The sequence below is a fragment of the Amycolatopsis stemonae genome (assembly GCF_054781455.1).
The window spans coordinates 1,045,408-1,064,972 of record NZ_BAAGUJ010000001.1; the positions used below are offsets into that span (position 1 = coordinate 1,045,408).

A 19,565-nucleotide genomic window follows, 5' to 3' on the forward strand; every position below is an offset into this window, starting at 1 on the left:
CGAGGACGCCGTGGAGTTCGACGTCACGATCGAAATCCCCAAAGGGGAACGCAACAAGTACGAGGTCGACCACAAGACCGGCCGCATCAAACTGGACCGGACCCTGTTCACGGCCACCCAGTACCCGGCCGACTACGGCTTCATCGACGACACCCTCGGCCAGGACGGCGACCCGCTCGACGTGCTGGTCCTCGTGCAGGAGCCGACGTTCCCGGGCTGCCTGATCCGCTGCCGCGCGATCGGCATGTTCCGGATGACCGACGAGAAGGGCCCGGACGACAAGGTCCTCGCGGTCCCGACGAACGACCCGCGCCTGGAGCACCTGCGCGACATCCACCACCTGAACGAGTTCCACAAGCTGGAGATCCAGCACTTCTTCGAGGTCTACAAGGACCTCGAGCCCGGCAAGAGCGTCGAAGGCTCGTCCTGGGTCGGCCGCACCGAGGCCGAGAACGAGATCGCCCGCTCGTACGAGCGCGAGAAGGACCGCCTGGCCAAGGAAGAGGCCGACGGCGGCCACTGAGCCCGTGAAAAGGCCCCCTCGGGATCGTCCCGAGGGGGCCTTTCTCATTCCCCGGTCAGTGCGCCATGGCGAGGGCGGGAGCGTCCTCGGCCTCCGCGCGCTGCTCCATCGCGGACTTGTCCGAGAGCGGCTTCTCCTTGAGGAACCACACCAGGACGAAGCCCACGGTCAGCACGATCCCGCCGACCAGGAACACCGTGCTCATCGACTCGGCGAAGCCCTGCAGGATCGGCCGGGCCAGCGTCGGGTCCAGCGAGGACAGGAACGACGTGTCGTTGACGTCCAGGCCGCTCTTCATCTGCTGCGCGAACTCGGGGTGCTGGGCCAGCGCCGACACGTAGGCCGGCGTGGTCATCGCCGAGCGGACGGCGTTCGCGATCTTGTCGGCGACCGTGCCGAACAGGATCGAGAGGAACACCGCGGTGCCCGCCGTGCCGCCGATCTGCCGGAAGAAGGTCGCCGCCGAGGTGGCGACGCCGATGTCCTGCGGGCGGACGTCGTTGGTCGCGGCCAGCACCAGCGTCTGCATCGAGGCGCCGAGGCCGAGGCCGATCACGAAGGCGATGACCATGACCAGCGCCAGCGAGGTGTCGACGGTGATCGTCGACAGGGCGAACAGCGCCGCCGCCATCAGGCCGATGCCGGCCACGGCGAACATCTTGTAGCGCCCGGTCTTCGAGATGAGCCGGCCGCTGGTCATGCTCGCGGTCATGATGCCCAGCGTCAGCGGGAGCATCTGCAGGCCCGCCTGGGTCGGCGTCGCGCCCTTGACGATCTGCAGGTACAGCGGCAGCGACATCATCGCGCCGAACATCCCGGCGCCCTGCACGACCGTGACGAGCGTCGACATCCGGAACACCGGCCGCTTGAACAGGCGCAGCGGCAGCAGGGCGGCGTCGCCCATGCGGCGCTCGATCCAGACGAAGGCGGCCACACCCAGCGCACCGACGACGTACATCGCGATCGAGGCGGCGGAGCCCCAGCCCCACTCACGGCCCTGCTCGGCGACGATCAGCAGCGGCACCAGGCCGGTGGCCAGCGCGACGGCACCCCAGTAGTCCACCTTCTGGTCGACGCGGGTGTGCGGGAGGTTCAGGACCTTGCTGACGACGACCAGCGCGGCGAGCGCGATCGGGACGTTGACCAGGAACACCCAGCGCCAGCCGGTGATGCCGGCGAAGGAGTCGATGCCGGCGAAGAAGCCGCCGACGACCGGGCCCGCGACGCTCGAGATGCCGAACACCGCCATGAAGTAGCCCTGGTACTTGCTGCGCTCACGCGGCGCGGTGATGTCGGTGATGATCGCCAGTGCGAGCGACATCAGGCCACCGGCGCCGAGACCCTGGAAGGCGCGGAACGCGGCGAGCTCGTACATCGACGTCGCCATGCCGCTGGCCAGCGAACCGACCAGGAACAGCGAGATCGCCGTCAGGTACATGGGCTTGCGGCCGTAGAGGTCGGACAGCTTGCCGTACAGCGGCGTCGAGAGCGTCGCGGTGATCAGGTAGGCGGTGGTCGCCCACGCCTGCAGGCTCAGGCCGTGCAGCTCGTCGGCGATGGTGCGCATCGACGACGACACGATGGTCTGGTCGAGCGCGGCGAGGAACATGCCGAGCATCAGCCCGGACAGGACGGTCAGGATCTGGCGGTGGGACAGTTTGCCGTTCGTAGCGGCTGCTCCTTCCGCCGTGGTGGTGTCGCTCATGGTGGTCTCCCTCGGTAAGCCTTCGTCGTAGTTGCTTGTACCCCTCAACTACTTGCCTCGGCCAAGTATTCCGCGGAAGCTTGTATGGTGCAATCAAGTTTTCTGTGAGCCCGGTCTCGTCCCGCGCTTGACGGCTTTCGCGACCACCGTGACCTCGGCGGACGGCACATCGAGGCCGGTCACGAAGGCGTAGAGAGCGCCCAGGTCACGGCACCAGACGGCGGCCATCAGGTTCGTGACCCCGGTCGTGGCGAGGGTGCCGTGGACCATCGGGTGGCTCGCCAGGGCCCGCCCGACCTCGTCGAGACGGCCGGGCGGGACGGTCATCCAGACGTTGGCGTCGATCTCCAGGCCCAGCGCTTTGACGTCCACGTTCGCGTAGGTGTGGAGCCGGCCGGCCGCGGCGAGCCGGTCGAGCCGTCGCCGCACGGTCGACTCCGGGGCCTCGGTCGCCAGCTCGCCCGGCCCGAGCCGGGCGTCGGCGGCCAGCCGGTGCAGCAGCCGCCGGTCGAGGTCGTCGAGGGTGACGTCCTCGCCGGACGGCGGCGGGGTCAGCGCGGCGACCTCGGCGTCGGAGAGCAGGCCGGTGCGCCACTGCGTCGCGTCGGAGAAGACGTGCAGCACCGAGTGGGCTCGCAGCTCGGTGACCGCGTTCGTCGACGGCAGCGCGTCGTGCACCAGCCGCCCGTCGAGACCCCCGAGGGCGACGGCGCTGATCTCTTCGCCGCCCGCGAGGATGTCGGCGAACAGGACATCGTCGCGCTTGGCCAGCCCTTCGGCGATCACCGACGTCCGGCCCCGCAGCACCTTGACCCGCAGGAGCATCGCCCCGCGCAGGCCGTGCGCCGGGTTCGGGACGCAGACCACCTCGAGGCGGCCGTCGGCACGCAGGCGGGCGATGACGCGGGTGACCGTGCGCGGCGAAAGATCGAGCACTTCGGCGATCCGGCCGGGCCCGGCGCGGCCGTCGAGCTGCAGGGCCGAAACCACCCGCTGTTCGATTTCCGTCATCAGGTGCACCATGCAGTCCAGTTTCGCTCATGCCGTAGTGCTGGAGTACCTCGCGCAGCCGTTCCGGCCCGATTCTGACCCCATGATGAAGTCCGTGATCGACATCGTGGAAACCCTGGCCGCCGACGTCCGGGCGCCGGAACGGCCGCCCGCTTCGCTCGAAGAACTGGGCACGACCTTCTCCGCCATCGACGACCCGCTGGCCGCCGACCTGCGCGCCGCGCTCACCGACCTCCGGCCGGGCGCGGGCTGGGCGGGCGAATTCGGCGACCTGCCGAGCGGCGAAGTCTGGGTGGTCGACGCGCTGGACGGCGCCGTCCAGCTGCTCCAGGGCCTGCCGCAGTACTGCGTCACCGTGACGCTGGTCCGCGACGGCGAACCCGAGCTGGCCGTGCTGCACTCGCCGTGGCTGCGGGAGACCTACGCCGCGCGGAAGGGCGAAGGCGCGACCAGGAACGGCAAGCCGATCGAGCCGTCACGCAAGAAGACGCTCGACGCGGTCGTCGCCGCGACCAGCCAGCCGCCGTTCGTCACCGGACAGCCGGGCGTGGCCCAGGCCGCCGGGCGATCGCTGACCGCAGTCCTCGAAGAGGTCGCCGCGGTGCGGAACCTCGGGCCGACGTCGTGGCAGGTCGCCGACGTCGCCGCCGGGCGGCTGGACCTCTTCTGGCAGTACGGCACGGACGCGACGAACCTCGCCGGCGCGGCGTTGGTCGCGCGCGAGGCCGGTGCGGTGGTCACCACCGCCGACGGCGCCCCGTGGACGCCGTCGGCCGGCAGTTTCCTCGCCGCCGCACCGGCTCTGCACCCGCTGGTGCGCGACGTCCTGCGTCAGGCGGAGTAGCCCGGGATCGGGAACGGCGCCAGGAACTCGCGGATCTCCGCGGCGATCGAGTCGAGCGAGGACTCGTCGGACGCGGCCGCCGCGGTCACCGTGCGGTCGATCCACTCCGCCACCTGCGGCTGGTGCTCCGGCTTCAGCCCGCGTGTGGTGATCGCGGACGTGCCGAGCCGGATGCCGGACGGGTCGAACGGCTTGCGCGGGTCGAACGGCACCGTGTTGTAGTTCAGCTCGATGCCCGCGCGGTCGAGGGCCTGCGCGGCCGGCTTGCCCGCGACCGCCTTGTTCGTCAGGTCGATCAGCAGCAGGTGGTTGTCCGTGCCGCCGGACACGAGGTCGTAGCCCTTCGCCAGCAGCGCGTCGGCCAGCGCCTTCGCGTTGGCGACGATCGTGTGCGCGTACTCCGAGAACGACGGCTGCTGCGCCTCGCCCAGCGCGACGGCGATCGCCGCGGTCGTGTGGTTGTGCGGGCCACCCTGCAGGCCCGGGAACACCGCCTTGTCGACGGCCTTCGCGTGGTCAGCGTCGGAGAGGATCATCGCGCCGCGCGGGCCGCGCAGGGTCTTGTGCGTGGTCGTCGTGATGACCTGCGCGTGCCCGACCGGCGACGGGTGCGCGCCGCCCGCGACGAGCCCGGCGATGTGCGCGATGTCGGCGACGAGCACGGCGTCGACCTCGCGGGCGATCTCGGCGAACGCCGGGAAGTCGATCGTGCGCGGGATGGCCGTGCCGCCGGCGAAGATGAGCTTCGGCCGGTGCTGGCGCGCGAGGTCGCGCACCTGGTCGAGGTCGACGCGGCCGGTCTCCTTCGCGACGGCGTAGCGCACCGGCGTGAACCACTTGCCGGTCGCCGAGACGCTCCAGCCGTGCGTGAGGTGACCGCCGTCCGGCAGCGCCATGCCGAGCACGGTGTCGCCGGGCTGCGCGAACGCGAGGTACACGGCCAGGTTCGCCGGCGACCCGGAGTACGGCTGGACGTTGGCGTGGTCCGCGCCGAACACGGCCTTCGCGCGCTCGATCGCGAGCTGCTCCACCTGGTCGATGAACTGCTGGCCCTCGTAGTAGCGCTTGCCCGCGTACCCCTCGGAGTACTTGTTGGTCAGCACGGTGCCGGTCGCCTCGAGCACGGCCTGCGAGACGTAGTTCTCCGACGCGATCAAGCGGATCTTGTCGTGCTGGCGCTTCGCCTCGTCCTCGACGAGCCCGGCGATCGCGGGGTCCGCCGCGGCGAGCGCGGTCAGTTTCGGCTGGTGTGTCATGGCGTACTCCGGCTCTGGAGTGGCCTTCACCCAGGCGCGCGGTGCCGGCCTCGTCGTTCGCTTCCCGGTGGTGCTCCACCTCGATGGCGCCAGTCGCTGCTGCGGGAAAGAGCCTAGTCCACGTCGCTGGCGGCCCGGCGGTGTTCGGCGCACCACTTGCGGGTGCACCCGGACGTCCGGTCGCAGAACGGCCGCGCGCAGGTCGCGCACCGCTTGACCCGCCGCCAGCCGCCGACCGTGACGAGTTCCGCGAGCCCCGCGGCCCCCGCCGCCAGCTCGCCCGTCTCCGCGCGGGGAGTCACGTAGACGATCCGCCACACCGCGCCGGTGTCGACGAGCCGCGGCCGCGCCCCCGCCTCCGCCAGCACGGCGTTGAGGCGGCGCGCGGCCGCGTGTTCATCGGGCAGTTGCGCGACGATGCCGCACAGCTGCGGATTTCCCTGGCGCAGCAACCGTTCCGCGACGCCGAGCTCGGGGTCCAGTGCGCGGAACGGCGGCACGACCGCGTGCTTGCGCACGTCAGTCCACGACCACGACGCCCATGGACCGGGCCGTGCCGGCGATCGTGCGCATCGCCATCTCGACGTCGGAAGTGTTGAGGTCGGGCAGCTTGCGTTCGGCGATCTCCCGCAGCTGGTCCTTGGTCAGCTTCCCCGCGACCTCGTGCCCGGGGCGCGAGGAACCCTTGTCCCCCAACGCCTTCTTGATGAGGAACGCGGTCGGCGGCGTCTTGAGCCGCAGCGCGAACGAGCGGTCCTCGAACACCGAGACGACCACCGGCACGATGTCGCCGCGCTGGGCCGCCGTCGCGGCGTCGTAGGCCTTCTTGACCTCGACGAGGTTGACCCCGGTCTGCCCCAGCATCTTGCCGAGGTCGACGACCGGGGCGTTCCCGGCGCTGAGTTCGAGGGTGACCTGGTGGGTGAGTTTCTTCGGAGCCATGCCCCGAAGCTAGGGTCTCCAGTTACTGGAGAGTCAAACCGGTTTCGTGCCCGCGCGGTGCCGCCGCGCCAGCTCCTGGTAGATCGCCGCGTTGTGCTCGACCCACATCCGGGCCGAGTCGGTCAGCGGCACGAACTTCTTCGCCGGGCTGCCCATCGCGATGACCTCGTCGGGCACCTCGGTCGCCGGTGTCACGGTGGCCCCGGCCGCGACCAGCGCACGCGCGCCGATCTTCGCCTTGTCGAGCACCGTCGAGCCGTTGCCGATCAGCGCCTGCTCCCCGATCGTGCAGTCGTGCACCAGGCACTGGTGGCCCACGGTGACGTTCTTGCCCACCTCGCAGACGCCGTCGTTGACGTGGATCACCGAGTTGTCCTGGATGTTGGCGCCCTCGCGGATGACGATCCGGCCGAAGTCGGCCCGGATCACGGCACCGAACCAGATCGAGGCGTCCTTCTCGACGACGACGTCGCCGATGAGGGTGGCGGTGGGGGCGATCCAGGCGTCCGGGTGGACCTGCGGGCTGAGCCCTTCGAACGAGAACAGAGGCATGCCCAGACCCTAAACCGCCCCGCGCCGTGACATCCGAGGCTTCGCCTCGGGCCGGGGGCCCCGCCGCCCGGAACCCCCGGAAACACCCCGGGGTCAGCCGGTGATCGCCGCGTTGATCAGGATGTCGACCGCCTGGTCGTTGCGGGTCGTCTGCGGCACGATCTGCGTGTCCCGCGGGTAGAAGCCCGGGTTCGAGCCCTTCGGGTACATCTCGAAGGTGAAGCTCCAGATCTTGTGCGTCGCCCACATCCAGTCGTTGACGCTGCCGTCGGTGATGTAGAGGTCGCTGGACTGCTCCGGCGTGTAGCCGTTGGTCGCGGCCATCTGCCGTCCCAGCGTCTGGAACTTCTGCGCCTCGGCCGCGGTCAGGCCCGGCGCCGTGTCAGCGTAGGTGTAGCCGAACGGCCAGAGCACCAGCTCGGAGTAGGTGTGGAAGTCGATGTGCGTCTTGATCTGCTGGACGCCGCCGACCACGCGCGAGTTCACCCAGTTCGAGACGGCGCGGGTTTCGGGCGCCGAGAACGCCGCCGTGCCGCGGTAGGTCTCACTGGACGTCGAGCCCGACGAGCCGCCGCAGCAGCCCCACTTGTAGCCCCAGTTGCGGTTGGTGTCGGTGCCGGGCCCCTGGCGGTTCTTGCGCCAGCTGTGGAAGGTGCCGCCGGAGATGTCGTACTCGGAACCGTCCGGGTTGACGCTCGGGATCACCCAGATTTCGGTGCTGTCCACGAGCCGCTTGATCGCGGGATCCGTCGCGTAGCCGCTGGTCAGCCGCTGCACGATGTGCAGGCACATCTCCGTGGTGAGGTGCTCGCGCGCGTGCTGGTTGCAGGTGAAGAGGACCTCGGGCTCGTTCTCGTCGGTCGCGGCGTTGTCGGAGATCTTGATCAGCGACAGCGCGCGGCCTTCGTACGACGTGCCGGCGCTGCCGAGCTTCGTCAGCGTCGGGTGGTTCGCGACGGTTTTCTGCAGCTCGGTCTGGGTTTCGGCGTAGGTGTGGTAGCCGGTGTAACCGGCCGGGAAGTCCTCGACGGCCGCGGCGCCCTGGGGCCGGTTCACCGCGCCGAGCGCTTTGACGCCGAAGCCGAGCGCGCGCAGCTGGGCCGCTTCGCCCGGGTTGGCGATGACCGTCGTCGTGCCGTTCGTGCTGTCGAGGATGTCGGCGCCGGTCGTCGCGACGTCGGTGCGTTGCTGGGCCGTGCCGGTGCCGGTCACCTCGTAGACCTGCGGTCCGGACGGCTGGGCGGCGGCCTGGCCGCCGGTGGCGAGGATCAGAAGGACGGCCGCGGCCGCCGCCGTGCACGTTCGTGGGCGCATCACGTCTCCTGCTCTCGAGGGTGCTTCGACCTTGGCGGGAGCCGGACGTAGTGCGCAATCCGTACGTCTACGGATCTTCAGGGCGTTGCTAGCCGTAGTTGGCGAAGCAGAGGGCCTCGATGTCGGCGCGCAGCGTGGCGAACGGCCGAGGCCGCACCCGCTGCTGGACGACCGTGCCGAGCAGGTAGGACAGCAGCGCGCGGGCCCGGGCCCGCGGGTCGTCGACGTCGAGCGGGGCGAGCAGCTCGGCCAGCAGCTCGGTGAGCGAGGTGAGCATGACGTCGATGGCCTGCGGGTGCTGGGCGCGGCCGGCCGCGATCCAGTACTCGAACCAGAGGAAGGCCGCGTTGGGGTTGGCGGCGAAGACGCGCAGGTACTCCTCGAGGACGGCGAAGAGGCGCTTGCGCGGTTCTTCGTGCTTCGCGGCAACTTCGCGCAGTCCCGCGGCGAAGGCGGTGATGTGCGCGGCCATGGCGCGGTCGATGAGGACGTCGATGTCGGCGAAGTAGTAGTGGATGGCGCTCTTGGTGAGCGGCCCGGCGTCGGCGATGGCCCGGACGGTGCACCCGGCGAGTCCGTCGCGCGCGAGGACGACCCGCGCGGCTTCGACGATCTGGTCCTGCTTGGCCAGCTGGTTGGGGGAGAGCCGGTCGCTGCGACCGGGGACTGCGCTCACGGTGATTCTCGTTACCTTCTTCCTGGACGGCAGCCCCGAATCCTAGGGCAGACGTCCTGCGGGTGACCTCGGGGTGAAAAACCGGATTGGCCACCCCGGTCCGTGCGGCGGACAATGCGCGGCATGGTGATCTCAGGGGACAAGGGGCTCAGCTCGGCCGCGCGCAGCCAGCTGGAGAAGGAAATCGCGAACCTGCGCGCGCAACGGGCCGCTCTCGCGCCGCAACCCGGCGAGCAGGAGCGCACCGGGGACGCGGCGGACCAGGCGGACGTGATCGACCGCGCGGAGTCGGCGGCCCGGCTGGACCGCCAGATCGCCGACTTGGCCGCGAAGATGGAGCACGGCGGCTACGGCAACGCCCAGCTCCCGGACGGCACGACGGTGACGCTCCGCTTCTCGGACGGAGACGAAGAGACGTTCCAGGTGGTCACGGTCCCGGGCGAAGACGCGGACGCGATCACCTCGGACAGCCCCCTGGGCCTGGCCCTGGTAGGAGCCAAGTCAGGCGACGAGATCACCTACAAAACCCCCAGAGGCGACGCAAAAGCCACGGTGGTCAAACTGGCCCCCCCGAAGTAGCCGAGCCCCTCAAAGGGCCCCCAGTCACAAGCTGGGGGCCCTTTGCCGTCCCAAACTTGACCCGTACGGGTGGTTCTCAGAAACAAAAACCCGCCCGCCCACCCAAGGCAACCACGGCAGGGGGTCCGGGGGCGAAGCCCTCCGGGCGGGGTGTGGGGGCTGCGCCCCCACGGGACAAGCGGAGCAAAAAACGGCCCCTGCCCTAGAGGGGCAGGGGTCGTCCATTTGCGGAGCCGCCTGGGGGAATCGAACCCCCGACCTATTCATTACGAGTGGAATTCGTCACCTTCTCGTCTGGCTACCAGTACCTGCACCTGCGGACCCAAGTCCGCGAGCGTCCGCAGAAGTCCACGAGGGGACACCCCGATCGTCACTCACTTTGCCCCTCAACGGCCTCCGAGTCACCTCACGAAGGCGCATCTCGTCCAGAGACCGACCGCAGCATCGGCTTGCCCCGACTCTCCAGGCGACGCATATCAGCGCGTCGCCGGCCGCTCGCCGATCGGACCGAGTTCCGGCGCCGCTCTCAACCCTCACGGGGGCGCTGGACGTCGCACTCGGCGATGATCACTCGTCATACAAGAGGCCGCTTTGAGCTTGTTCCAGCTCTGCTGCCCGTTCGACCAGTTCGGCAAGTCTGCGTGCGAAGAGGACCAGAACGGTCCGAGAGCGCTCCAGAGGACGCGGATACCCGGCTTGTGGGCGGACAGTCGAGCACGAAGCCTGGCGGCAGGCCAGTCACCCACCCAGAGCGCTAACCGTAGCCAGACCGGGTGACGCGAAGGGCCCGCAAGAAAGATCACTACTGCGACGTTCGAGTGGAAGTCGACGCGATCTGGTTCATACCAGTAACGAGTCAGGTGTCATGAGCGTTCCGCTTACCGTCGACTACCGAAGGGAGGGACGTGCCAAAAAAGGATCATGAACGCAACGGTCCGTTCACACGTGTGCTCAGGCATCGAGACTTTGGCTGGCCGCTTGCCGCACCTGACGGCCGCGCCGACGTCTCGCCCCTCAAGATGTCGCCGATCATGGATCAATGTAACAAACGAAGCCCTTCGCGTAACAATCTGATAACTATCATTCCCAGGAAACTCAAGCGCAACCCTAAATATGGCGATGTGAGCGGCGACACATGTACGATGATTTTGGAGCATATAGGACAAGCGTTCTGTATGGACAGGGAAGGCAGTCAGACGATGCGGATGTGGGCAGCATGAGCGCCGAGCACGAGGAGTTCGCTCGGCCTCCCGTGTCGGAAGTCAATTTAACCTTTTGGTTCGAGACGATCTACACCCTGTCCGCCCTGCATTTGTCGACCCTTCGCAATGCCTGGGCCAACGAGTTGCCACGAGTTGAGGAAAAAGCTCCTCTGGCGCCTTGGAATCCAACTGATTCAATAACATTCGTCGACGACAAATGGCCAATGCCGGCATGCATTTTTGCGTCTAAAGAGCGCGAAAAGCAGATACTGATCCAAGCCGATCGATTTGGCCTCACTTGGTACTTCACGCCAAACAATCGCTATCCAGGCTTTGCTGAACTAAGTCAAGACTTCAAGAAAAGGTTCGAAGAATTCACTGAGGCCTTGCGCGAATCAGGAAACGAAGATCCCGCATTGGTGCGCGCAACTATCGAGTACGAGAACTACCTCGATCTATTTGATTCGAACATTGTTTCGCGTCGGGTTGTCGCAGGCGAGCAGATCACCGAGGCCGACCAAGATGTGATCACGGAGGGCACGACGGCCGTCCGAAAGCACGTCTGCCCGACGGAAAAAAACTCAAACATCACCCTTCTTGTTGGCGTGGATTCGACACGACGAGGCGAGGGAATCAGCTTCGCCGCTAGCGCTCTTGACACCGCCGACAAAAACGATGATGGAAAAGCGCCAGCCACGCTCCTAACCATCAGCGGGCGGGCAGATCTCTCGAAAGGCGATGACCCAGCCGAGCGGTTGCAGCAAGCACACGACGAGCTATATACGCTCTTTACGCAGCTGTTCGATGATTCCTTGAAGTCTTCTTGGGGGGAGAGATGACGGTGCAAGGACTCGGAATCGTGATGCCGGCCGCAGCGCGGGACGCTACGGCTGCTTTTTGGGACGATCACAAGCATTTTCGCACCGCCGTCGCGGCAGTTCGCATGCGAAAGCATCGATATACTTCACTTGCTCAGCCAGAAGGCGGCCGGCACATCGACCCGAAGGCGGGGCCTGATGAACCCCTGCGAGCCAAGTTCCGCGGCCCCGGCAGGCACTCGATTTGGGAACACATCGAGTCGAAGGTTTCGCAGATTCTCCATAAATCACGAGTTCACGAGCTTGACGACGACTTTTCAGTTGATCGAGATGTGCTCACTCGGCTGATGCGGATTCTCTACGCCATCTGCGACTCTACATCCGTCTACCCCCATATTTCGCCTGACGGCGACGGTGGAGTGGCGGCAGTTTGGTATGCTGATGAGTTCTCATTGGAGATCATCGTGGATCGCGAAGGTGACGCTTACGCGATCGTTAAAATCGGCAGTAACATGCTTTCAGTGGATCTCGATAATGGTGATACCACTGCACTACGTGCTATCCGAGGACACCTCGGCAGGCTGACGGCTCACGTGAAAGTCAAGAATCCGCAGTGGCGCGACCTAGTGAGGTAGCTACATGGCGGATGATAAGGCGGACTTCATCGAAGGCGATGAAGTTATCCTACGACGATGCCCAAATAAGATTCCGGACTTTCTGAATCCGTTCGATCTTGTCACAAAGCAACCGAAGATGGAGACATATGCCGTTCGACTAAAGGACAACGAAGACGGTTTGTCTTGCTATCGCGAAGCTCTACTGGAGCGAAACGGTCAGTCTGCGGTGTCCGCCAGCAAAAAGCGGACTTGCTACGTCTTCTCGTTCCTTGCGCGCGTAGTTCGAGAGGTCTCGGGCGTAGTTCAGCAGTGGGATGTCATACCAGACCCACTAGAAGACCAGGAGGACGAGGAGGAAACGATCGGCCATGCCCACGCGCTAGTCACGCCACATAGAGGTTTTCGTTACGCGGCCAGCGGGCAGACCAAGAAAGATTTTACAAAGGTTCGACACGCGATTATTGCGAATGCACGTGCTGTCTATTGCCCCGTTGCATAGACAGCGGTCTCCCGACTCCGGGTGACCGGAAGGCCGGTACCTTGAAGGGTTAGTCGATCACGCCATAGTGGACTGCGAGCGCGGCAAACTCTGGTCCTCGACGCCGGGTAGCTCGGTCGACCAAGCGCTGCATGGTCGTCTTGCCGAGAGGCTGGTATCGGACCCAGTCTGGCGCCAGGTCGCGTGCCTCGGCGAGCCACGCCAATGCATCTCGGTCATGATGTAAGTCCGCTGCTGCGGCCGCGAGGAACAGCCGATGGCCGGCCTCCCAGAAAGCCGGGACGTCGCCCATTGTGTCGGGCACAACGGCAGCCAGTCGTAGAGCCTGTTCCGGGTCGCCGGCCCGCGCCGCAAGTTCGACGTTCTGAAGGGCCGCGACGCGCGGGCCGAAGATCGCAGCCTCCGTGGCCGTGTCGCCTCGTGACCGGATCGCAGCAGCGTGTGCGGCGGCGAGGAGGTCCTCGGCACGGCCGGCGCTGCCAGTTCGCAGCGCAGCGGTTGCGGCGTTGAACAGCAGATTCCCGAACACGCCGGCGCGTATCGGATCGCGATCGAGCATCCGCGGCTCGATGGCGGCTGCCGCCTGTGTGGCGACGCGCTCAGCGTCCTCGGCCCGACCTTGGCGAACCAGCGTCCACGCCAGGTAGCGCAGCGAGATCGCGGCCTCGACCTCGGGAGCATCCGACTCGGCCGCGGCGTCGATTGCCCGTGCGGCGGAGGTGTACGCCAGGTCGTCGAAGCCGAGCCGGCCCGCGATGCCGGCGCCGAGCCGGTAGGCCGTTGAAAGGACGCGGTGCGAGCCGGCACGCTCCTCGTCGCGGGTGTCGCGGACACCTCGGCGTGCGTCGGCCAGGACGACCGGCAGCGCGTGCAGCAGCTCGGCATGGCGCCCATCGACGTACGCCCTCCAGGCAGCGTGCGCGCTGGCTGTGAGTTCTGGGAGCGGCAGCAGCTCGCGGGTGTCGGCCAAATCCTCAAGACCGGGAATGGACGCATCCGCGGTGATCGCCCGGCGGAGCGGCGCCACGTCGACATCGCGAGAGTGCGGCGCCGGCAGCGTGCCGAGCAGTGCATCGACAGGGACGCCGAGCGCGGCCGCGAGCTTGCGGAGGGTGGCGGGGCGGCTGGTCGTCCGAGTGCCCTGCTCGATGCGCGCCACGGTGTCTACGCCGACCGAGGCAGCCTCGGCGAGGCCCTCTTGCGAGAAGTCGCGGGCTTTGCGGATGCGCGTCAGGTTCTCGGCGAGCGGGTTGTGAGTGGTCATCCGTCCTCCGGCTGTGTGCACGCAGTAACCAGACTACTGCGCTATGCGCCTGCCGTCTTCGCATATCAGCAGCTCACCGGCGCGTGCGGCGTCGAGGGCTACCGCGATGCGGCGCGCGAGGATTGGCTTCAGGCGCGATGCCGCGGTGTCGAGCGGTAGCAGCTCCACCGACAGGATCTCGGGGTCCGTGATCGTCAGGGCCTTGATCTCGGCCTCGGCGACCAGGCCGCCGTCGAAGACGTACGCCATCCCCTCCGGCATGCGCGAGTCGTCCGGGATGTAGTCGATCACCAGCAGGTTGCCGAGCGGCCGATCGATGCCGACCTCTTCCGCGACCTCCCGGGCCGCCGTGCGCCAGGGCGGCTCGCCCTCCTCGCACGCACCGCCCGGGATGTCCCAGTGCGGCTTGTACGACGGCTCGACGAACAGCACGCGGTCGGCCTCGTCGCGGAAGAGGACGCCTGCGGACATGCGCTTGCGGTTGAGCGAGCGCACGTACTCGTCGAAGGGGAGCAAGTCCACGAGGCGAGGCTACCGGCGGCGAGCGACGTCCCGCTGATCTATGCCTTTCACGCCTAGTTCGAAGGCGTTGACCTGCCGAAATCATGGTTACCGGCTGTGTTTCGACTGTCCGGATTCGACGACAGTTGATCAGGTGACGGCACAAGACGGGGGCTCGACCGGGCGCGAGGTCCGGCCGACGTTCTGGTGCGGCGGCTCGCTGTTCAACACCGGCGGCCAGCGGCTCAACGAGATCGACTGGAGCACAAACCAGCACCCGAAGACGCACGCGGACATGACCGATGCCGACTGGGAGCAGGCTGCCAGCGCGCTTCGGTCGTTCGAGATCGAGCGAGGGCTTCGGTGACCGCATTGGACGACCGCCCGGTCAGTCACCCGGCCGGCCCTCGGCGTGACTTCTGGGAGTGGCACGAGTTCACGGACGGCGACGGCTGGGCTCACCTGTACCTGCACTCGGAGATGGCGAACCCGCGGCTCGTCCTGCTACTGCCCTGGTGCCTGATCAACGATCCGTTTCCGCTGGAGCACGACCGCCCGAGCGTCAGCCGCGGTCGGGTGATCCCGAAACCCGGCCGGATATGCCCCGTCTGCGCGAGCCAGAACCAGCACCGACGAATCGAGGTGCCGCATGCACGCGCGTGATCGCGAACTGCTGGCCGGCCTCTCGAAGATGAACTCCAGGATCGGAAGCGTGACGGTCGAGCTGCTGACCCTCCAGCCGAACGACGCGCGCTATGCGGCGGCGCTGCGCACGCTCGCCCGTCAGCTGGCGCAAGTCGGCGCCGCGCTGGTCCAGCGCGCTGGCGAGTTGGACGGCGGCGACATCGATCTCGTGAACCTGTTGGACACCCCGAGGGAAGACACTCACCGACTGAACGGAGCGGGTTGAACCGTGACCGACGCTGCATCCCGACCGGCCCTCATCGCGCTCGCAGACGGCCTACGCGACGCCCGTACCCGCCGCGGCGTCGGCCTCCGCCGGCTCGCCGACATGATCAATCTTCACCCGGGAGTTCTGTCGAGTTTCGAACTTGGCAAACGCATACCGCCGGACACGACCGTGGCGCATATCCTCGGCGTCCTCCGCTCGCCGACCGCCGTGTGCGATCAGCTCGTCGACCTCGCCCGTCGAGCCCACGAACGAGACTTCATCGACCACGCCGGGCGCGCCGAAGACCTCCTGCGAACGACGTATGAGCAGCGGTCGACGCACGTCTTCGAGTGGTCGCCGACCCTGATTCCGGAGGCTCTGCAGACCGTCGAGTACGCCCGCGCGCTGCGGGATACTGGCCTGGTCGAGCCTACCTTTGACACCGCCCGCCGATCTCTTGCCCGGACGGTCCAGGAACTCACTTCGCCGACGGGCACGGAGCCGCGACGCACCTACCTGATCGGCGAGGCCGCTACTCGTTCCGATTTCGGCTCGGCGGATGAGTTTCGCGCCCAGCTCGACGCGGTGGTCGCTCTGACACGCCATCCGCGTATGTCCGTCCGTCTCGTTCCGGCCGTCGAGTGCCCGCCCGGCCTGGTCGAGCGATTCACCCTCTACGAGAACCGTGCTGGTGCCTTCACGGTCGCCGTGCCACACCACCGCGGAGCCGTCTTCATCACGCACGAAGACACCGTGACGGCCTACAGGAAGACCGCCAAGGCGCTACAGCGCCACGCCACCGACACCAGGTGGCGCTGACCAGCTCCCGGCCGGCGCGTCCTGACCTCCCTCCAGGCGGCGCGCTGGCCGGGTTCCACCCGCGCGTCATTCGCCGCGCACACGTTCCCGCCAAAGCTCTAGCCTGGCTGAGGCACCCCGATAGAGGAGTCTGATGACCACGACGAAGGCCTTCACGTCAGAGCGAACACAAGCCGTCTTCGAGGCAGCCTGTGCCTTCGCCGGGCTCGACGCGGCCGGCGCGAAGCGGGTCCGATTCGGGGAGAACGCCATCTTCCGCCTGGCCGACAGCTCGGCCGTCGTCCGCGTCGGACGCTCGATCCCCGCGGCGACGAAGGAAGTGCTCGTCGCCGGCTGGCTCGCAGAGAACGCCTTCCCCGCTGCCACGTCGCTACCTGGCGCCGAACAGCCGTTCATCGAGGACGGGTTACCCGTCACTTTCTGGAACTGCCTCGAAGAGGACGACACCCCGATCACGCCGGCGGAGTTCGGGAAGCTGCTTCACGACCTCCACGCCCTCCCCCATCCGAAGGACTTCCGCCTGCCGGCGTTCTCCCCGATGCCGAAGGTTGAACCGCGGCTGCAAGCCCTGAAGGGCAAGCTCCCCGAGGCTGACCTCGACTTCCTGCGCGAGCGGTACGAGGAACTCTCCGAGAAGTTCCAAGCCCTTGAGTTCCCGCTTCCCGCTGGCCCAGTGCACGGCGACGCGCACCCTGGGAACGTCATGCGCGCCCCGGACGGGACGCTGAACCTGATCGACTTCGAGGACTTCGCCTTTGGTCCACGCGAGTGGGACGCGGCCGTGCTTTCGGTCCGACACCAGGCGTTCGGCTGGGCATCCGAGGCCGAGTACGACTCGTACACCGAGGCGTACGGGTTCGATCCGATCAGCTGGGACGGGTTCCCCGTGGTTAGGGCTACCCGCGAGCTGAACATGACCATGTGGCTCTCGCAGACCGTCGACGAGTCCGCCGAGGTCAAAGCCGAGGTCGAGAAGCGGATCAGCGACCTACGCGACGACCAGGCGCCCCGACACTGGAAGGTTTTCTGACGGCAGGTGGATGTTGGCGAAGTCGAGGAATTCCTTCACCAACGGGTCGCCGGCATGCCCGCCCAGCCGTCCGCGGAAGTCGTCGAGATACGAGATCACCCGGAACGACTTGAGCTTCGCCGCGGTCTCGACGACCGACCTGGCCACGTCCAACGCCTCTTCGAGGTTCCCGCCTTGCAGGTGCGACGTGGCCAGCACGGTCCGGCAGAACGAGAGACTGCGGACGTAAGTCGACTCCGAGGCAGCGATCGACGCGGCCGCGTGGTGGTTCGCCAGCTCGGCATTCCCGATGTCGCGGAAGCAGTGCGCGAACTCGGCGTGTAGCTCGGCCTCGTCGAAGTAGTGGATCCACTCGGGGTCGTTCTCCCGGATGCCCTGGCAGTGCCACCGCTCAGCCGTGAGCAGCGCGGCCGTGACGTCCTCTGCCCTGCCGAGCGACGCAAGCGCCCTCGCTTCCATCGCGTGGAACAGCGCCATCGTGGTAGGAGTGGCGTAGCCGTTCGCGCCCTTGTACGCGGCTCGCGCCAGGTCGACCGCCCGCTGGAAGTGCCCGAGGAAGTTCGCCTGATGCGACATGCCCGCGAGGATTCGGCCGCACAGCGCCTTGTCGCCGGCCGCCTTCGCCAGGCGGAACGCCTGCGTTAGGTACCGCTGCGCGAGTCCGTGCGCACCCGTGTCGTAGGCCGTCCAGCCGGCGAGCCGCGTCAGGGCAGCGACCTCCCGGAAGTACTCCCGGCCGACTGGGTCTTGCGGGGACACGTGCTTGATGTTCGGCAAGATCTCCTGGTCGAGGAACGAGGCGACGAGCGACTTCGGCCGGCCCCCGCCGTACTTGTAATCGAAGCTGCTGAACATCGCGGTTGCCTCGCGAACCGCCTCGACGTCCACAAGGGTGATCGAGCGCGGCTCGGATGGCGGCCGCGATCCTTCGTCGTCGGAGTCGGTCAGCCATCGGACGAGCAGGCCGCTCCATGCCTCCGGTACGACGGCCAGCGGGCCGACCCGCTTCGGCGTCCGCAGCTCGAGTTCGGTGATCGCGCCTAGCGCGACCAGGCTGTGTGCGATCTCCTCCGGGTACTCCAGGCCGACGTCATCCGGGGTGGTCTCGGTGGCTGCGGCGAAGCCGATCTCATCCAGGCCGACCGGACGGCCGAGCAGCTCGCCGAGAACGCTGGCGATCAGCTGGCAGGTGCGCGGGTGCGGCTTCGTGCCGTCGAGCCAGCGCTTGACCGACACGTGGTCCGCACTGACAAGCTCGCCGCCGTCTCTCAGGCTGCGCTCGCGCACACGGCGAGCGAACCCCTTGTTAGTCGCCCCCGCCTGTCGCATAACCGCAGCTAGAAGTGCGTTCGGCTGCTTCCCCTTGTCGACCACCGGTACCTCCGAAGGTCATTAAAGCACCCCCCGTGCACCCCCCACGTGCAGAAATGCACCCCCGCGTGCACTCTGCTGCACCCCCACCCCTGCGCGGTTTCCTGAGTTCATCAGCGACAACGCCGGATCGAAAACCCCGATCCGGATCGGCCTCCAGGCCTGTCGCAGAACGAAAGGAGACCGTGATGGCGAAGAACAACTTCCCGGTTATGAAGAGCGGGGGCGGCCTGGTCGGCAAGGCGATCGGCCTGATCGTCGGACTCGCGATCATCGTGCTGATCGTCAAGTACCCGGCCGACTCGGCGAGCTGGGCCAGCGGAGCCGCACACGGCATCGGTGCCGTGATCGACGGTGTCGTGACGTTCCTCCGCGCCCTGTTCGGCTAGTTCTCCCCCAGCTTCCGCTCGATCTCGCCGAGACGCTTCCTGATCTCGGCAATGGCCTGCCAGACCCGCTCGTCCCCCGAGGCCTCGGGGCGAGTCGCGGAGTCACCTTCGGCCGGCTGTGTACGAACGAACGAGCCCTTGCCGTGCCGGATGACCACCAGGCCCTCTTCCCTGAGGTGGGCAACGGCGCTCTTGGCCGTGTTCACCGCCACCCCCCAGGAATCGGCCAGTTCCTGGTAGGTCGGCAGCTGCGCCCCGGGGGCGTACTCCCCCGACAGGATCGCGGCCCGGAGACCGCCGGCTACTTGCAAGAACGGCGCACGCGGGTCGTCCGGGTTCAGGGATGCCATGCCACCAGCGTAGGCCAAGTCAGTTGGCTAAGTCAGTTCTCCCATGTCAGTTGACAAAGTAATAGACAGGACTTACGTTGAGTTCCGGCCGACACCGGCCGCTCCCGAGCGGGAGACCTACAAGTCGTTGGAGTTCACACCAATGGATGACCTCGTTCCTTTGCCCAGCTACGCGCCGGACGGACTGACCGAGTCGGACATCGACGCGATGATCGCCGAGTACTTCGTGACTGCTCACGACCAGGAAGCGGCGAGCACCAGCCTGGCGCCGAGCACGGATCGGGCCGCCACGCATCGACACGTCCGGCGCATCAGCCGCCAGAACGTCAGCTCGGCCCTCCGGGGCCGGTCGGACAGCCCCGGCGCGGCCGCTTGAAGCCGCCCCGGCCCGGCGCACGGAACCGCCAAGAA

At 67.3% G+C, this 19,565-nt stretch carries 25 protein-coding genes; 13 read left to right on the plus strand and 12 right to left on the minus strand.

The window, feature by feature from the left end:
- Positions 1 to 10: 10 nt before the first annotated feature.
- Complete coding sequence (locus ACYVLJ_RS05190) at positions 11 to 523, plus strand: inorganic diphosphatase (protein WP_451969875.1); 513 nt, start codon at positions 11 to 13, stop codon at positions 521 to 523.
- Positions 524 to 578: 55 nt separating this feature from the next.
- Here ACYVLJ_RS05190 and ACYVLJ_RS05195 read toward each other — a convergent pair whose 3' ends face one another.
- Positions 579 to 2,228, minus strand: coding sequence for an MDR family MFS transporter (locus tag ACYVLJ_RS05195; RefSeq protein WP_460437909.1), 1,650 nt, complete (start codon positions 2,226 to 2,228; stop codon positions 579 to 581).
- 93 nt (positions 2,229 to 2,321) lie between these two features.
- Positions 2,322 to 3,239: an Lrp/AsnC family transcriptional regulator gene (locus ACYVLJ_RS05200; protein WP_451969285.1), complete on the minus strand. Its 918-nt coding sequence runs from the start codon at positions 3,237 to 3,239 to the stop codon at positions 2,322 to 2,324.
- 82 nt (positions 3,240 to 3,321) lie between these two features.
- On the opposite strand from ACYVLJ_RS05200, the gene ACYVLJ_RS05205 reads away from it, so the two are divergent.
- Complete coding sequence (locus ACYVLJ_RS05205; protein WP_451969286.1) at positions 3,322 to 4,083, plus strand: inositol monophosphatase family protein; 762 nt, start codon at positions 3,322 to 3,324, stop codon at positions 4,081 to 4,083.
- Here ACYVLJ_RS05205 and ACYVLJ_RS05210 read toward each other — a convergent pair.
- The 6 genes from ACYVLJ_RS05210 to ACYVLJ_RS05235 all read right to left on the minus strand — a co-directional run bounded on the left by ACYVLJ_RS05210 (position 4,071) and on the right by ACYVLJ_RS05235 (position 8,823).
- Positions 4,071 to 5,339, minus strand: a complete 1,269-nt coding sequence (locus ACYVLJ_RS05210; protein ID WP_460437910.1) for a serine hydroxymethyltransferase — start codon at positions 5,337 to 5,339, stop codon at positions 4,071 to 4,073. The two genes, ACYVLJ_RS05205 and ACYVLJ_RS05210, sit on opposite strands and share 13 nt — an antisense overlap.
- A 113-nt stretch (positions 5,340 to 5,452) precedes the next feature.
- On the minus strand, positions 5,453 to 5,857 hold the full coding sequence (locus ACYVLJ_RS05215; protein ID WP_451969288.1) for a hypothetical protein: 405 nt from the start codon (positions 5,855 to 5,857) through the stop codon (positions 5,453 to 5,455).
- Position 5,858: 1 nt separating this feature from the next.
- On the minus strand, positions 5,859 to 6,281 hold the full coding sequence (locus tag ACYVLJ_RS05220) for an uL11 family ribosomal protein (RefSeq protein ID WP_460437911.1): 423 nt from the start codon (positions 6,279 to 6,281) through the stop codon (positions 5,859 to 5,861).
- A gap of 33 nt (positions 6,282 to 6,314) precedes the next feature.
- Positions 6,315 to 6,833 carry a gamma carbonic anhydrase family protein gene (locus ACYVLJ_RS05225; RefSeq protein WP_086853334.1) on the minus strand — a complete coding sequence of 173 codons (519 nt, stop codon included), beginning with the start codon at positions 6,831 to 6,833 and terminating at the stop codon, positions 6,315 to 6,317.
- A gap of 93 nt (positions 6,834 to 6,926) precedes the next feature.
- Complete coding sequence (locus ACYVLJ_RS05230) at positions 6,927 to 8,147, minus strand: M14 family metallopeptidase (protein ID WP_460437912.1); 1,221 nt, start codon at positions 8,145 to 8,147, stop codon at positions 6,927 to 6,929.
- 88 nt (positions 8,148 to 8,235) lie between these two features.
- Positions 8,236 to 8,823, minus strand: coding sequence for a TetR/AcrR family transcriptional regulator (locus ACYVLJ_RS05235; protein ID WP_451969293.1), 588 nt, complete (start codon positions 8,821 to 8,823; stop codon positions 8,236 to 8,238).
- 123 nt (positions 8,824 to 8,946) lie between these two features.
- Here ACYVLJ_RS05235 and ACYVLJ_RS05240 point away from each other — a divergent pair, with 123 nt between their 5' ends.
- The 4 genes from ACYVLJ_RS05240 (at position 8,947) to ACYVLJ_RS05255 (ending at position 12,538) form a co-directional block, all read left to right on the plus strand.
- Positions 8,947 to 9,402 carry a GreA/GreB family elongation factor gene (locus ACYVLJ_RS05240; protein ID WP_451969295.1) on the plus strand — a complete coding sequence of 152 codons (456 nt, stop codon included), beginning with the start codon at positions 8,947 to 8,949 and terminating at the stop codon, positions 9,400 to 9,402.
- 1,216 nt (positions 9,403 to 10,618) lie between these two features.
- Positions 10,619 to 11,443 carry a hypothetical protein gene (locus ACYVLJ_RS05245; RefSeq protein ID WP_460437913.1) on the plus strand — a complete coding sequence of 275 codons (825 nt, stop codon included), beginning with the start codon at positions 10,619 to 10,621 and terminating at the stop codon, positions 11,441 to 11,443.
- Positions 11,440 to 12,057 (plus strand): hypothetical protein, encoded by a 618-nt coding sequence (locus ACYVLJ_RS05250; RefSeq protein ID WP_460437914.1) that lies wholly within the window; start codon positions 11,440 to 11,442, stop codon positions 12,055 to 12,057. The genes ACYVLJ_RS05245 and ACYVLJ_RS05250 overlap by 4 nt, the downstream gene beginning before the upstream one ends.
- Positions 12,058 to 12,061: 4 nt before the next feature.
- The gene (locus ACYVLJ_RS05255) at positions 12,062 to 12,538 is read left to right on the plus strand and encodes a hypothetical protein (protein ID WP_460437915.1); all 477 of its coding nucleotides are present in this window, start codon (positions 12,062 to 12,064) and stop codon (positions 12,536 to 12,538) included.
- A gap of 49 nt (positions 12,539 to 12,587) precedes the next feature.
- On the opposite strand, the gene ACYVLJ_RS05260 is transcribed toward ACYVLJ_RS05255, so the two are convergent.
- On the minus strand, positions 12,588 to 13,802 hold the full coding sequence (locus ACYVLJ_RS05260; protein ID WP_460437916.1) for a helix-turn-helix domain-containing protein: 1,215 nt from the start codon (positions 13,800 to 13,802) through the stop codon (positions 12,588 to 12,590).
- 33 nt (positions 13,803 to 13,835) lie between these two features.
- Positions 13,836 to 14,324: an NUDIX hydrolase gene (locus ACYVLJ_RS05265; protein WP_460437917.1), complete on the minus strand. Its 489-nt coding sequence runs from the start codon at positions 14,322 to 14,324 to the stop codon at positions 13,836 to 13,838.
- A 133-nt stretch (positions 14,325 to 14,457) separates the two neighbouring features.
- Here ACYVLJ_RS05265 and ACYVLJ_RS05270 point away from each other — a divergent pair, with 133 nt between their 5' ends.
- The 5 genes from ACYVLJ_RS05270 to ACYVLJ_RS05290 all read left to right on the plus strand — a co-directional run bounded on the left by ACYVLJ_RS05270 (position 14,458) and on the right by ACYVLJ_RS05290 (position 17,044).
- Positions 14,458 to 14,670 carry a hypothetical protein gene (locus ACYVLJ_RS05270; protein ID WP_460437918.1) on the plus strand — a complete coding sequence of 71 codons (213 nt, stop codon included), beginning with the start codon at positions 14,458 to 14,460 and terminating at the stop codon, positions 14,668 to 14,670.
- Positions 14,667 to 14,966, plus strand: a complete 300-nt coding sequence (locus ACYVLJ_RS05275; protein WP_460437919.1) for a hypothetical protein — start codon at positions 14,667 to 14,669, stop codon at positions 14,964 to 14,966. Before ACYVLJ_RS05270 ends, ACYVLJ_RS05275 begins: the two co-directional genes overlap by 4 nt.
- Positions 14,953 to 15,213, plus strand: a complete 261-nt coding sequence (locus ACYVLJ_RS05280; protein ID WP_460437920.1) for a hypothetical protein — start codon at positions 14,953 to 14,955, stop codon at positions 15,211 to 15,213. The genes ACYVLJ_RS05275 and ACYVLJ_RS05280 overlap by 14 nt, the downstream gene beginning before the upstream one ends.
- A gap of 3 nt (positions 15,214 to 15,216) precedes the next feature.
- Positions 15,217 to 16,014, plus strand: coding sequence for a helix-turn-helix domain-containing protein (locus ACYVLJ_RS05285; RefSeq protein ID WP_460437921.1), 798 nt, complete (start codon positions 15,217 to 15,219; stop codon positions 16,012 to 16,014).
- A 133-nt stretch (positions 16,015 to 16,147) separates the two neighbouring features.
- On the plus strand, positions 16,148 to 17,044 hold the full coding sequence (locus ACYVLJ_RS05290) for a phosphotransferase family protein (protein WP_360470821.1): 897 nt from the start codon (positions 16,148 to 16,150) through the stop codon (positions 17,042 to 17,044).
- Here ACYVLJ_RS05290 and ACYVLJ_RS05295 read toward each other — a convergent pair.
- Entirely contained in the window at positions 17,003 to 18,418 is a 1,416-nt protein-coding gene (locus ACYVLJ_RS05295) for a hypothetical protein (RefSeq protein ID WP_460437922.1), read from the minus strand. The genes ACYVLJ_RS05290 and ACYVLJ_RS05295 overlap by 42 nt on opposite strands.
- A gap of 185 nt (positions 18,419 to 18,603) precedes the next feature.
- Here ACYVLJ_RS05295 and ACYVLJ_RS05300 point away from each other — a divergent pair, with 185 nt between their 5' ends.
- Positions 18,604 to 18,804 carry a hypothetical protein gene (locus ACYVLJ_RS05300; RefSeq protein WP_451970843.1) on the plus strand — a complete coding sequence of 67 codons (201 nt, stop codon included), beginning with the start codon at positions 18,604 to 18,606 and terminating at the stop codon, positions 18,802 to 18,804.
- Here ACYVLJ_RS05300 and ACYVLJ_RS05305 read toward each other — a convergent pair.
- Positions 18,801 to 19,154: a GntR family transcriptional regulator gene (locus ACYVLJ_RS05305; RefSeq protein WP_452061520.1), complete on the minus strand. Its 354-nt coding sequence runs from the start codon at positions 19,152 to 19,154 to the stop codon at positions 18,801 to 18,803. The genes ACYVLJ_RS05300 and ACYVLJ_RS05305 overlap by 4 nt on opposite strands.
- Positions 19,155 to 19,296: 142 nt before the next feature.
- Between ACYVLJ_RS05305 and ACYVLJ_RS05310 the strand changes: the two genes are divergently transcribed.
- Positions 19,297 to 19,530 (plus strand): hypothetical protein, encoded by a 234-nt coding sequence (locus ACYVLJ_RS05310; protein WP_460437923.1) that lies wholly within the window; start codon positions 19,297 to 19,299, stop codon positions 19,528 to 19,530.
- Positions 19,531 to 19,565: the final 35 nt, after the last annotated feature.